The organism is Methylomusa anaerophila (genome assembly GCF_003966895.1).
GTDB classification, from domain to species: domain Bacteria; phylum Bacillota; class Negativicutes; order Sporomusales; family Sporomusaceae; genus Methylomusa; species Methylomusa anaerophila.
The window spans coordinates 3,815,727-3,829,380 of the sequence record NZ_AP018449.1; the positions used below are offsets into that span (position 1 = coordinate 3,815,727).

General features: G+C 43.0%; 16 protein-coding genes. All 16 read left to right on the top strand.

Annotated elements, in window-relative coordinates; genetic code table 11:
• Nucleotides 1–102 precede the first annotated feature (102 nt).
• The gene (locus MAMMFC1_RS17175) at nt 103–450 is read left to right on the top strand and encodes a histidine triad nucleotide-binding protein (RefSeq protein ID WP_126309703.1); all 348 of its coding nucleotides are present in this window, start codon (nt 103–105) and stop codon (nt 448–450) included.
• Between the two features lie 112 nt (nt 451–562).
• On the top strand, nt 563–739 hold the full coding sequence (gene rpsU, locus MAMMFC1_RS17180) for a 30S ribosomal protein S21 (protein WP_021167731.1): 177 nt from the start codon (nt 563–565) through the stop codon (nt 737–739).
• A 27-nt stretch (nt 740–766) separates the two neighbouring features.
• On the top strand, nt 767–1,219 hold the full coding sequence (locus tag MAMMFC1_RS17185; RefSeq protein ID WP_126309704.1) for a GatB/YqeY domain-containing protein: 453 nt from the start codon (nt 767–769) through the stop codon (nt 1,217–1,219).
• Nucleotides 1,220–1,307: 88 nt separating this feature from the next.
• Nucleotides 1,308–2,618: an NfeD family protein gene (locus MAMMFC1_RS17190; RefSeq protein ID WP_232035498.1), complete on the top strand. Its 1,311-nt coding sequence runs from the start codon at nt 1,308–1,310 to the stop codon at nt 2,616–2,618.
• A gap of 49 nt (nt 2,619–2,667) precedes the next feature.
• Nucleotides 2,668–3,666, top strand: a complete 999-nt coding sequence (gene floA / locus MAMMFC1_RS17195) for a flotillin-like protein FloA (protein WP_126309705.1) — start codon at nt 2,668–2,670, stop codon at nt 3,664–3,666.
• Between the two features lie 16 nt (nt 3,667–3,682).
• Complete coding sequence (locus tag MAMMFC1_RS17200; RefSeq protein WP_126309706.1) at nt 3,683–4,096, top strand: hypothetical protein; 414 nt, start codon at nt 3,683–3,685, stop codon at nt 4,094–4,096.
• A gap of 124 nt (nt 4,097–4,220) precedes the next feature.
• On the top strand, nt 4,221–5,738 hold the full coding sequence (locus tag MAMMFC1_RS17205; RefSeq protein ID WP_126309707.1) for an ATP-binding protein: 1,518 nt from the start codon (nt 4,221–4,223) through the stop codon (nt 5,736–5,738).
• Nucleotides 5,739–5,810: 72 nt separating this feature from the next.
• Nucleotides 5,811–6,086, top strand: coding sequence for a sporulation protein YqfC (yqfC, locus tag MAMMFC1_RS17210; RefSeq protein WP_126309708.1), 276 nt, complete (start codon nt 5,811–5,813; stop codon nt 6,084–6,086).
• Nucleotides 6,076–7,290, top strand: coding sequence for a sporulation protein YqfD (yqfD, locus tag MAMMFC1_RS17215; protein ID WP_126309709.1), 1,215 nt, complete (start codon nt 6,076–6,078; stop codon nt 7,288–7,290). The genes yqfC and yqfD overlap by 11 nt, the downstream gene beginning before the upstream one ends.
• A gap of 31 nt (nt 7,291–7,321) precedes the next feature.
• Nucleotides 7,322–8,272: a PhoH family protein gene (locus MAMMFC1_RS17220; RefSeq protein ID WP_126309710.1), complete on the top strand. Its 951-nt coding sequence runs from the start codon at nt 7,322–7,324 to the stop codon at nt 8,270–8,272.
• 210 nt (nt 8,273–8,482) lie between these two features.
• Nucleotides 8,483–10,675 (top strand): HD family phosphohydrolase, encoded by a 2,193-nt coding sequence (locus MAMMFC1_RS17225; protein WP_126309711.1) that lies wholly within the window; start codon nt 8,483–8,485, stop codon nt 10,673–10,675.
• Entirely contained in the window at nt 10,626–11,078 is a 453-nt protein-coding gene (gene ybeY, locus MAMMFC1_RS17230; RefSeq protein WP_232035827.1) for an rRNA maturation RNase YbeY, read from the top strand. Before MAMMFC1_RS17225 ends, ybeY begins: the two co-directional genes overlap by 50 nt.
• 15 nt (nt 11,079–11,093) lie before the next feature.
• On the top strand, nt 11,094–11,441 hold the full coding sequence (locus MAMMFC1_RS17235) for a diacylglycerol kinase family protein (RefSeq protein WP_126309713.1): 348 nt from the start codon (nt 11,094–11,096) through the stop codon (nt 11,439–11,441).
• Nucleotides 11,442–11,548: 107 nt separating this feature from the next.
• Nucleotides 11,549–11,956, top strand: coding sequence for a cytidine deaminase (locus MAMMFC1_RS17240; RefSeq protein ID WP_126309714.1), 408 nt, complete (start codon nt 11,549–11,551; stop codon nt 11,954–11,956).
• A gap of 2 nt (nt 11,957–11,958) precedes the next feature.
• On the top strand, nt 11,959–12,861 hold the full coding sequence (gene era, locus MAMMFC1_RS17245; protein WP_408631216.1) for a GTPase Era: 903 nt from the start codon (nt 11,959–11,961) through the stop codon (nt 12,859–12,861).
• 100 nt (nt 12,862–12,961) lie between these two features.
• Nucleotides 12,962–13,543: a DUF502 domain-containing protein gene (locus MAMMFC1_RS17250; RefSeq protein ID WP_126309715.1), complete on the top strand. Its 582-nt coding sequence runs from the start codon at nt 12,962–12,964 to the stop codon at nt 13,541–13,543.
• Nucleotides 13,544–13,654: the final 111 nt, after the last annotated feature.

The following is a 13,654-nucleotide window of genomic DNA, read 5'->3' on the forward strand; positions in this document are numbered from 1 at the left end:
ATGCCGGTGGCAGGAATTTAACTAGATGGGAAGAATATTCTACAGTAGAAGCGTATAATACTAATTATCTGAATACTGATATAGTATGGGAGGAGGTGTGGTATGCAACACGATTGTATATTTTGTAAAATCGCAAGTAAGGAAATACCAGTAAAGGCCGTATACGAAGATGAGCACATGCTGGCATTTCCTGATATTAATCCTGTCGCCCCGGTTCATCTTCTTGTGATACCGAAGCGGCATATTTCCAACCTCCTCGAAGTACATAGCAGCGATGGTGAATTATTGGCACATATTATGACAACTATTCCGAAGATTGCAACCGAAGCCGGCTTATCAGAAGAAGGTTTCCGATTGGTGATTAATACGAAAAGACATGGTGGGCAAACGGTCGATCACCTTCATTGGCATGTTTTGGGTGGGAGGCACATGGAGTGGCCGCCAGGCTAACCCCGGCGGGTAAGCCTATATTGACTTTGTTAGGTAGTTTAGTGTATAATGGTTAGGTGTATGTTAACTAGTACACTTCCTCGTAACGGTTCTATGGAGGGAGGGAGATCAGATGTCAGAAGTAAAAGTAGGCAAAAATGAAACACTTGATAGTGCGCTCCGCAGATTCAAGCGTACATGTCAAAAAGCCGGTGTTCTTGCGGAAGTCAGAAAACGCGAGCATTATGAAAAACCCAGTGTAAAACGCAAGAAAAAATCCGAAGCGGCACGTAAACGTAAATTTAACTAATCGCTAGTTTCGGAGGTATCGAGCTTTATGTCCATAAAAGAAAAACTGGTAGAGGATATGAAACAAGCCATGAAGGATAAGGAAGCAGGGAAACTTCGGCTTTCTGTTATCCGTATGGTTCGTGCCAGTATAAAAAATGTTGAAATTGACAAGAAGAAGGATCTTTCTGAAGAGGAAGTTCTTGACGTATTGGCTAAAGAAGTTAAAATGCGAAAAGATTCAATGGATGAGTTCAGAAAGGGAAACCGACCCGATTTGGTTGAGACACTTGAACAGGAAATCAAGATTTTGCTGCAATACCTTCCCCAACAGTTGACTGAAGATGAAATAAGGCCCTTAGTCATTGAAGCCATTCGTGAAACTCAGGCTGCTGACCTTAAAGAAATGGGTAAGGTTATGGCGGCACTGATGCCCAAAGTGAAAGGCCGCGCTGATGGTAAATTAGTAAATACAATTGTACGCGAACAGTTGAATAAATAAAATAAGTAATGAATCCGGTACTCAAGGGTACCGGATTTTCTATAATGTAAGATTAATAATGTAAGATTAGGCTAATAGGAGTGAGATAGTGAACTGGATTATACGAAGGATATTAATGGTATGCTTTGTAGGCATCGCTGCATGCTTGCTCGTGGATATGCCTGTTATAGCTAGTTCCGGTCCGGTTATTAGCATAGTAATAAAAGGAGAAATCAACCAAGGGCAAACCGCTCTCGTTCATAAGGCGATGGAAGAGGTACAGAAGCAAAAAGCGCAAGCGGTGCTGCTTGAAATTGATACTTTTGGCGGTCTGGTTGATTCGGCGATTAGTATTAGAGACATGATAATAAATTCACCTGTGCCCACAATCTGTTACATCAAAAACCGGGCCTGGTCGGCAGGAGCATTGATTGCCATTGCCCATAAACATATCGCAATTACTCCGGGGGGAAGTATCGGGGCCGCTGAACCCATTCCGACAACAGAAAAGACAGTGGCTGCGCTTAAAGCTGAATTCGCCGCGACAGCTAATAATACCGGCCGCAACCCGCAAGTGGCGGAAGCGATGGTTGACAAATCTCTTGGTTTTCCCGGCTATGCGGAACCGGGACAAATTTTAGCTTTGACCGACTACCAGGCAATCCAAGTAGGATATGCGGATACTGTGGCTTCAGACCGGGCTGCGGTATTAAAGCATTACGGTTTTACCGGAGCTCCGGTAGTGGAATATGTGCAAGAGTGGCCGGAAAAGCTTGCCGGCTGGTTGTCTGACCCGGCTGTAAAATCGGTTTTAATATCGATTATCTTTTTGGCTGTTCTGGCAGAGATAAAGACTGCAGGTATGGGAGGCGCGGCGCTTATCGGGATCATTGCCGCTATGCTCTTCTTCGGCAGCCAGTGGTTAACCGGACTTGCCGGTTGGGTAGAGCTACTGCTTTTTATCGGCGGTATACTTCTGTTATTTGTTGAATTATATACCCCCGGTACGGGTATATTTGGAGTAACAGGCGTTGTCGCGATACTTGCCAGTTTTTTCTTAACTTTGGGAGCCGGTTTCCAAGCAGTAAATGTTATGGCCATAAGCCTGGTAGCAGCAATTGTCATATTCTTAATGATAATTAGGCGTTTGCCTTCAAGCCAGCTTTGGTCTAAAGTTGTATTGAAGGATGCTGAAACCACTAATTCCGGATACATTTCAAGTAAAAATTATCAAGAATATATGGGAAAGACAGGAATAACAATTACGTTGTTAAGGCCGGCCGGAATTGTCGATATCGACGGCGTTCATCTCGATGTGGTCTCGGAAGGGCAGTTTATTGATTCAAACCAAAAAGTAAAGGTGGTGGATATTAACGGAAACAGAATTGTTGTACGTCCGGTCAGTGGCTCTTCCAGCTAAAGTCGGACATTGTCTATTGTCATGATTATTAAATGAGGAGGTTTAGTCCATGATCGCGTTAATTGGAAGTGTATTTATATTATTGGTATTTATCGTTGGAATCAGCATTTTTTTGCACTTTGTGCCGCTTGCTCTATGGATTTCCGCTTTGGCTGCCGGTGTTAACGTAGGAATAATTACTCTGATTGGTATGCGTCTCAGGCGTGTACCGCCGTCCCAGATTGTAATGCCGTTAATCAAGGCAAATAAAGCGGGCCTTGATGTAAACGTAAATCAGCTAGAGGCTCATTACTTAGCCGGCGGTAACGTTGATCGGGTTATCGACGCGCTTATCGCGGCCCATCGTGCTCAAATTCCGTTGCCGTTTGAACGGTCGGCTGCTATCGATCTGGCTGGTAGGAATGTGTTGGAAGCAGTACAAATGAGTGTTAATCCTAAAGTTATTGAAACCCCCTTCGTATCGGCAGTAGCGAAAAACGGGATTGAGTTAAAAGTTAAGGCCAGGGTCACGGTTAGAGCCAACATTGACCGGTTGGTAGGCGGTGCCGGCGAGGCTACCATTTTGGCCAGGGTTGGCGAGGGGGTCGTCACTACGGTAGGTTCGACTGACGACCACAAGGAAGTGCTGGCCAACCCTGACCACATTTCCCGTACAGTCCTCACCAAAGGCTTGGATTCGGGCACTGCCTTTGAAATACTCTCCATCGATATTGCCGATGTTGACGTTGGCCGTAATATTGGCGCGGAACTTATGACAGATCAGGCGGAAGCCGAAAAACGCATTGCCCAGGCTAAAGCTGAAGAACGGCGGGCCATGGCGGTGGCCCGGGAGCAGGAAATGCGGGCGTATACTCAGGAAATGCAGGCCAAGGTGGTGGAAGCGCAGGCTGATGTCCCGCATGCTTTAGCTGCTGCGCTACGGGAAGGTCGTATGGGCGTAATGGATTACTATAACATGAATAATGTCTTGGCCGACACCCAGATGCGCGAGACAATTGCCAAAGCCGGACCGATGGAGCCTGGACCCAAGTCTGATGAGAAAAAATAGGTGAATAGGTGAGTATATGGAAATTATGGACGTATTGATACCATTATTGCTGATGGTTCTCTTATATGTCGTGCCCGAGCTTCTAAAGCGACGAAAAACCAAGGAATACGAATATCCTGACATACCGGATACTCCGGATACTAAAATTCCGCCTGAAATGGCTAACACTCCAACCCCAATTCATAAAATGGAACAAGTTAATCAAGAAGAACCGGTTGGGGATTTAAGTGCCTATGCCAGCCATCCTTTTGCAGCCGCAAACAATATGCCTCCGCCGGTAAATATTCCGCAAGTTAGAGAAGTGATATCGCCTTGGCGAGAAAAACTTACTTCGCAAACGATTGCAAACGGAATCATTTTCGCTGAAATCCTCCTGCCACCGCGAGCTTATCGCCCAATCTATCCTCGCAAGAATACCAAAGGCAAATGAATAGGAAATACTAAATAAAACAGGAAAAATATATTCCTGTTTTATTTTTTATGGTCCAGCGCACACTAATAATAATCGAAAATTGAATTTAGAAGCGGTTTTCTGCTAAGAGGGGGCAAAGCATATGGCACAACAACAATATAAAGGGCGTCTTACTTACGCCCAGGGTACGTATGTAGAATTTGTCGTTGCTCCTAATCAAGACGTTGATTTTGGTGATATTCTTGTAGTTGAAGGTAAAAATAATGATCGTTTTTATGTTCGCGCCTATGATTTCAAGGTTAAATCCCGTTGGTCAGGTATGAACGGGGTGAGTTATCTTATGAGCAAATTAGATGAAAATGGTCAAATTGTAAATCAAGAGGAATTAGACTTCTATTTGGGAGGTAATCACACAGTCAAAATTGGTCTCGCAGAACAATTGTGTTATGCGGACCACAATGGTCAGTTATTTAATCCCAAGACCTGTCCGGATTTTTTTTGTGAAGTGAGAGGCTTAAGCTCTAAAGATACATCTTTATTGAAGGAAATGAAGGGTGACTTGGAAATAGGTTTTTTAAAAAGCGGTCGAACCGTACTTGAACTGCCGGTAGGCATATTTGGCTCAAAGGCTATTACCGAGCATATCGGGATATTTGGAACTACCGGCTCAGGCAAAAGCAACCTTGTTAAAGTGTTGTCAAGCTCGATTATCGATAACGGCAATTACGGACTATTAATATTTGATGTTCACAACGAATACTATCGTGACTTATCCCAGCATCCTAAGTTTCATGATCGGCTTGTGGTCTATAATACAAACCCCGAGTCGAGGCATAATGTGCGAAAACTGGCACTATATTGTGACGAGATTGAGCCGGAGGATATAACAGCCTGTGCTACTTTTACAGAGCCGCAATTAGATGCTATCTATAAATTGTCTTCCGTATGGCATGATCGATGGATGGAATGTGTTCTAAAATATGATACGCAAGATATTATAGAAGAACTTCACGAATGTACGGGACAAAAGTTTCAGGCGAGAACAATCAGTAAAATTAAGAGCATTTGCTGGAATTTGGAACAGGAGCTGAATATTAGTGACACCCAACCAAATGAAAAAGCAAGTATTGCCATGCAAATGATGAAAGAATTAGAGGAAGGAAAAGTGGTCTTGGTTGAGCTTAAAAATATCTCACCGGTTGGTGAACAAGCCCTGTCCACGTTACTATCAAAGAAACTATTGCAACATTATGCAGGAAAAACCGATTCCGAACGAAGTCATTTGAAGCCGGTTCTAATCGTTTTGGAAGAGGCACACAGATTTTTAGGCAAAAAAGAGTTAACATCGCAAAATGTATTTGCCCGTTTCGTAAGTGAAGCCCGCAAATTTAACTTAGGATTATGTGTAGTGGATCAACAGCCGCGTTTATTGGCGGATAAAGTATTATCCCAGCTCAATACGTTGTTCATTTTAGGACTGGCTTCCAAAGCCGATCGGTCAAAGTTAGAAGCTATGTGCCGCAAAGATATCTTGCAGCAACGCAATGAGATTAAAAATTTAGACTGCGGTGAATTAATCGTAGCCACAAATTACATGCGGTTCGCAGCCCCGGTTAAGGTTCATAAATTTGATGAATTTTTGACGCGAAAATTTCAATAAGTTTATATAATCCCCCTTCATGTACTAAACCCGGTAGCCGGGCATACATTTGTATATGAGGGGGGATTTGTCATGTTGCGTCGCAAAGGAAAATTACAAACACTCGCGCGACTGTTTGAAATTCCACAAGACATTGTATTGGATTTGCCGCGCATTACTATGCTTGGCAACAAACAGCTATTAGTAGAAAACCATAGAGGTATTATTGAGTATACCCCTTCGCTGTTGCGGGTTAAATTTAACCAAGGAGAATTAGTAATCAAAGGCAGCGCCTTGTCTCTTAGCAGTTTTCAAACTGAGCAGATACTAGTCGAAGGTACGGTCAGGGAGGTTAAGTATGATATTTAATTTCCGTTATCTGAAAGGCGCGGTAAAAATTCGAATCACTGGGCGTATGCCGGAAAGATTTATTAACTTATGTTTGGCAGAACGGATATTTCTCTGGAATATTACTAAACGGAATGATGATTTAATAGCTTGGATTAGTTTGGATGATTTTTTTGCAATCCGGCCGCTGGTGAGAAAAAGTCAAACCCGAGTGCAAGTTGCATCATCATGGGGATTGCCATTTTTGATAAAACGGATAAAACAACGAAAAATGATGGTAGTTGGCGGACTTATATTTATATTATTGCTGCATGTTCTTTCTTCTTATATTTGGTTTATCGATATTACAGGATTAAAATATTTATCCAACGATAGAATAAGGGAAAGTATTTCAAAAAATGGCTTAAAACCAGGAGCAATGAAAGAAAAAATCGATATTAAGCAAATTGAACGTGATATACTACTAAACATTCCTGAGGTGGCGTGGGTAGGTATCAATTTTACCGGCACGCGTGCTGTGGTCGAAATAGTGGAAAAAACGCTGCCGAAACAAGAAAATAAGGCGCCTGCTCATATAATTGCCGCTAAGGATGGAGTTATAACTGACATAATTGTTTTGGCTGGGCAACCGGCCGTAAAAAAGGGAGATACTATAAAAAAAGGGGACTTGCTGATAAAAGGATTCCCGGCTCAGTACATGGAGCCATCGCTGACTGGCGAAAAAACGGCTGCTATTCCTCAGGAACTTATTAAAGCTAAGGGCATTGTTAAAGCTAGAGTATGGTATGAAGGCTATGCCGAGGCCGAGCTCAATAAAAAGGTTTCGCGGCCAACCGGCAACCGGCAGGTTGCTGTAATGTTAAAAATCGGCCCCAATGAAATTATATTAAAAACTGTGCCTAATCCTCCTTTTGCCGAGTACGATACTGAGATCATACATAAACAGCTTCCCCTATGGAGGAATAGGGAATTCACTGTCGAATCAACTATTAAAATCTATCATGAAATTACTTCAAATTTGATAGATAAATCATTTGAAGAGGCCCGGGATGAAGCTCAAACGGCAGCCATGCACATGGTACAAGGCTCGATACCGGAAGCGGCGCAATTACTATCCCGCAATGTAGAAGTATTAAATCTAGCGGAACAAAATATTGTTAGGGTAAAGGTTAGTGTTGAAACTTTGGAAGATATTACGGAAACAATGTATTTAACACAACAGTAAAATGTGTAGAATATAGGGAGGCTTTGTCTTTTTGGAAAAACGCATCAACTTTAGTGACACAGCAGAGACGGTTGCGATTCTGGGACGAAACGACGAAAATCTTAGAATCATTAGGGAACAGTTCGAAGCTAAAGCTACCGCCCGTGGAAATGATTTGATTATCGAAGGACAGCTACCCGAAATTGATAAAATACACCGATTGTTTTCGGAATTAATATACTTGTATCGTGAAGGTAATCCAGTTACTATTCATGATGTCCGTTATAGTATCAAAATGGTTAAGGATGGTCGAGAAGAATTTCTCCACCAAATGTTTGCCGATACTTTTCTTGTGAATGCCAGAGGTCGTCATATTAAGCCTAAGACATTGGGACAGCGTCTTTATCTGGAAGCCATCCGCAACAATTACATCACCTTTGGTATAGGGCCTGCCGGCACTGGGAAAACTTATCTTGCCGTCGCAATGGCAGTTTTTTCCTTAAAAAATAAGTTGGCCGAGAGAATCATATTAACCCGGCCCGCCGTAGAAGCCGGGGAAAAACTTGGTTTTTTGCCTGGAGACCTGCAGGAAAAAGTTGACCCATATTTGAGACCATTATATGATGCGATGTATGATATTCTCGGAGTGGACACCGTAACCAAATATATGACAAAAAATATTATTGAAGTTGCTCCCCTGGCCTACATGCGCGGCCGAACCCTCGATGATTCTTTTATAATTTTGGATGAAGCCCAAAATACGACAATGGAGCAGATGAAAATGTTTTTGACCCGGCTTGGTTTTGGTTCGAAAATGGTTATTACCGGCGACATCACCCAGATTGATTTGCCCCATGGATCTGTATCAGGGTTGAAACAAGCTCAATCTGTTTTAAGTGACATACGTGGTATTGAAATTAAGTGCTTTGATGAAAGTGATGTTGTCCGTCATGAAATTGTCAGCAAGATTATAAAAGCATACGAACGGTTTGAGCAGTCGTAACTGTTCTCTTTAGGTAGGGAACTGCTTATAAACCGCCATCTGCGTCGTTGCTTCTGCGGTCCTCACTCCAACGTACTTCCCCAGTACGCTTCCGCTCCGGTCCTCGTCGCGCCTAGCATCTAACGATTTCTAAGCAGTTCGGGCATTTGATAAGCTGGCGGATACGAGTAGAAAAAAATAAATCTCTGTATTTGGAGATGAACAATATATATGATATCGGCAAATAACAAACTGCGGAATTTTTTCACCCGGCTGGCGAGCGTGTATACCCGGCCGCTGGTACGCCGCATTGTACTTGCTTTGGCATTTTTTGTCCTCTACACGATAACTTTATCGACAGATTTTATCCCCGACAAAGTTTCGTTGCAGGTCGGCCAGGTTAGCGACCGAGACGTTATAGCACCGCGAACCGTTTCTTATATTGATACTGCTAAAACTAAACAGCTGGAAGCAGAAGTTTTGGCTAGTATAGCTAACGTATATGATCTAGATGTTGCAGTAATGACCAAGGTGGAAGTAGAAATAAAGACTATCTTTCGGGCTGCTCAGCAGGTTATAACAGATAAAAACCTTGATTCGACTGAAAGAAAATTGGACAAATTAGACAAAGACTTGACAGAATTGAAAATTTCCTTACCCAGTAACGTTTTATCCGATTTAATTACTCTTGATGAAGCTACTCTTCCCCCAGCCGAAGAGTATGTAAAAAGTGCATTGCGCAAACATTTGCAGCGCGGTATTCACGAAGACGAGTTGGATATTGCCAGAAAACAAATTGTAGTAGAAACTGAGGAACTTGGCTTAGGCAATAATACTGAAGCTGTTGTGGCCGGTATCGCACAAAAACTGCTAAGGCCCAATTTTATTTTAAACGCACGCGAGACTGAAAAACGAAAACAAGCTGCCTTAGCTACGATTGAGCCTGTCCGTCAAACTGTAAAAAAAGGGCAGGTGCTTGTAAGGCGAGGCGATGTGATTACACCTGAGCGAATTAACGTTATGAACGAACTCGGATTATACGCGGGCAACGTAAATGAGATGCGAATATTAGGGTTGGCAATATTCGTGCTGTTAGCCATGATAATAGCATTGGGCTATTTGTATAAATTTGCCGGGTTTGTCTATGGAAATGACATGTATCTTGTACTTTTAGGATTAATTATTCTTGTAACCTTACTATTGGGTAAAGCAGCCCATTACTACTCGGACTTTGCCGCCCCGATCGCGGCTGGCGCATTATTAACCGCAATCCTTATCGATACACGAGTAGCTTTATTAATGGGCGTTATTGTGGCGATGCTGTTTGGCGTTATTGTTGATCATGATTTTCGTGCAGTGGCCGTAGCTTTAACTGGCAGTTTGGCCGGAGTATATAGTGTCACCAAAAAGGCCCATGGCTACAGTCTAACCAGAGCCGGGATTTGGATAGCTGCAATCAATTTTCTGGTTATTAGCTCAACTGGTTTTATTGAGGAAATTGATAATAGGGAAGTGCTCTTCCAGGCAATACTGGGTATTTTTAACGGTATTGCTGCTGCCATTATCACTACCGGAATTCTTCCTTACCTGGAACATGCTTTTAACCTTACTAGTTCAGTCAAACTCTTGGATTTGGCGAGGCCCAATCATCCGCTGCTTCAGCGGCTTCTCCTCGACGCACCCGGAACCTACCACCACAGTATCTTGGTTGGGAACCTGGCGGAAACTGCGGCTGTTGCCATTGGCGCCGACCCCGTGACTGTTAGAGTGGGGGCATATTATCATGACATTGGTAAAATCAAGCGGCCCTATTTCTTTGGGGAAAACCAAGTTGACAATGAAAATCCGCATGACAAAATCGCCCCATCGCTAAGCACGTTGATCGTAACTTCTCATATAAAAGACGGGCTGGACCTATGCCGTGACTATAAACTGCCACAGGTCATTACCGATATTATTCAACAACATCATGGAACTACGCTGGTATCTTACTTTTATAAACGGGCCACTGAGAACGAACATGGAGAATGTATAATTGAAGCGGACTTTAGATATGAAGGGCCTCGACCACAAAGCAAAGAAGTTGCTTTGGTAATGCTGGCGGATGCTTGTGAAGCGGCTGTGCGCTCAATTAGCAAGCCCAATGTGAACCGTATTGAAGGAATGGTACGAAAAATTATTCGCGAACGGCTTCATGACGGACAGCTCGATGATTGTAATTTGACTTTAAAAGATCTCAATGTCATAGGTGATGTGTATATTCGTCTATTATCCAGCATGTTTCATACCCGCATTGAGTATCCGGATGCTCTAAAAGAGCTAGAGAGGAAGAAATTGAAAAATGGAAACGCTAATCGACAATGTGCAGAAAAAGATGACAATAACGGAACAAATGACCCAAACAGTGCGGGCAGTAGTAAATAAATCCGCACAAGTTTACGGACTGGAAGAAAAGGCCGAAGTTGGGCTGATTTTTGCAGACGACGAATACATCCGAAAATTGAATTTTGAATATCGCGACAAGGATTGTTCCACGGACGTATTATCCTTTGCATTGAATGACCATATCGACCACGATACGGAACCGGAAATCCTTGGCAACCCCCCGGGAATGGAAATACTGCTGGGAGATATTGTAATCTCTCTCGAGACTGCCGCTCGTCAAGCTGAAGAGTTTGGCCATAGTATGGAACGGGAACTGGCTTACCTAACAATTCACGGCATGCTTCATTTGCTGGGTTACGATCACGAGGATGAAGCAGAACGGGCAGACATGCGCAAGGAGGAAGAGCATGTTTTGTCTCTGCTTGGAATTACCAGAGGCTAACGTGTTGTATTCGCCATGAGATTTATCCTATCATTGCGACATGCTCTGCGGGGGATTTTATTTAGTGTGCTAACAGAGCGGCACATGCGATTTCATCTATTTGCTGCTGCGTGCGTTATACTACTGGCTTGGAAAGTCGGTCTGAACAGCATTGAATATGCCATTTTAGCCGTCACAATAGCAGGTGTATTGGTTGCGGAGTTATTTAATACTGCTTTAGAAGCAATCGTTGATAAGGTTTCGCCAGAATATCATCCTTTGGCCAAAATTGCCAAGGATGTAGCCGCCGGGGCTGTTTTGGCAAGCGTGTTCAATTCTTTGGTTGTTGGGTATCTCCTGTTTTTTCATAGATTATTTGGCTAGAGGCTGGTTGAAAACGCTCATCTGCTTTGTGAACCAGCCCAGCCTCTATAAAATTATAAAATTGAGGTTGCGTGTTTTTTAAAACACGCTCTAATGGGGAGGACAAAATGGACAAAGTGGTGAAAGAGCTTCTTGAAGCGGCGCTTCTTGCCCGTAAAAAAGCTTATGCCCCTTATTCTAATTTTAAAGTAGGGGCCGCCGTGCTGGGAAAAAACGATAAGATTTACGGCGGCTGCAATATAGAGAATGCTTCCTTTGGTTTATCCAATTGCGCCGAGCGCACTGCCATCTTTAAAGCAGTTTCTGAAGGAGAAAAAGAAATTATAGCTTTAGCTGTGGTTGCTAATACGACGGAACCGGTATCTCCCTGCGGAGCCTGCCTTCAAGTTATGTCTGAATTTGGCATAAAGAGAATCATCCTTGGCAATACTCAGAGAGAATGGCGCGAAACTACCATTCGTGAACTGTTGCCGGATAGCTTTACCAAAACGGATTTAGTTAGTGGTGGTGATTAAAATTGACTACAAATGATTTGCAAAAACATGTATCAGGGTTCGTTGCCGTAATTGGCCGCCCCAATGTGGGAAAATCAACTCTGATAAATAGTTTGATTGGGCAAAAAATCGCAATAATGTCTGACAAGCCGCAAACCACCAGAAATAAGATAATGGGTGTTTTAACATTAGACGATGCTCAAATCTTGTTTATTGACACTCCCGGAATTCACAAGCCCAAACATAAATTGGGAGAGTATATGGTCAGGGCGGCAGAAAACACGCTTCATGAAGTGGATGTAATCCTATTTGTTGTTGACGCTACCGCAAAAATGGGACCTGGAGAAGAATATATACTGGACAACCTTAGTAAGATCAGGACGCCGGTAATTTTAGCGGTAAATAAGATTGACCAGGTTCCTAAGATCAGCTTGCTTCCTTCCATCGAAAAATATACCACTTGTTGTGAGTTTGCCGCAGTAGTACCCATATCCGCACTGGACCATACGAACCTGGATCGATTAATCGCGGAAATCAAAGCGCATTTGACACCCGGCCCCCAGTATTATCCCCCTGACATGGTAACGGATCAGCCTGAGAGATTAGTAATTTCCGAACTTATTCGCGAAAAGGCGCTTCACGCAACCAGGGAAGAAATTCCCCATGCCATTTTGGTTGATATAGAAGAGATTAAGACTCGCGTTAATGATGATCTCTACGTGCGGGCAGTTATCTATGTGGAACGGGAGTCGCAGAAAGGAATTGTAATCGGTGAAGGTGGAAAACTTTTAAAACAAATTGGGCAAGCGGCTCGAAAGGATATAGAAAACTTGCTGGGGAATAAAGTGTTCCTCGATTTATGGGTGAAAGTGAAAAAAGACTGGCGTAATCGTGAAAATATATTAAAGACTTTTGGGTTTGAGTAAAAAATCCTTAACTTTTTTTGGCTGCCGAATAACGGCAGCCATTGATTTTATTGACCAATGCTTTACTTGATGGTATCATTTGTAAAGAGGGGATTAAAATATGAAATGGTTCTCCAAGTATTTTATTAATGGTCTTATTATTATTGTGCCGATCGCTATTACTGTTTTTGCAGTAGTTAATACTTTTTCATTTACTGAATGGCTGCTAGGGAGATACCTGCCTATTCATTTTCCCGGACTTGCTTTAGTTGTCGTTTTGGCTCTCATTTTTTTGATTGGCTGGTTATCCTCTCACTGGTTGCTGAAGGGCATCTTTGATTATACGGAACGATTACTTGGTTCTATCCCAATAGTCAAATTTATTTATAATAGTGTAAAGCAGCTTTCTACCACAGTGTTTGAGTCACAGAAACTCCTTGAGAATGCTGTGCTGGTACCCTACCCGCATCCAGGTGTGAGGTCGCTGGGTTTTGTGATGCCTGACCTGTCGGAACCGCTCAGCAAACAATTTGATGAAGAACATGTTTGTGTGTTCGTACCAATGAGTTTGAACCTGACCGCAGGATTTAATATAATCTTACCCAGGCGGGATATAATACCTTTAGATGTGACAAGCGAGAGTGCATTGCAATATGTTATTACTGCCGGAGCCGTCATGCCCCGCAGTAATTCCAACTGTTAGGGACTGTTCAAAAAGATGCAGCTGCTAGGCGGCGCGAGGATTGTGCTGCGCCGCGTACGTAGTTTGTACGCAAGAGCGCGTCGCCATGGAAACGGAATGTGTGAGATAAGG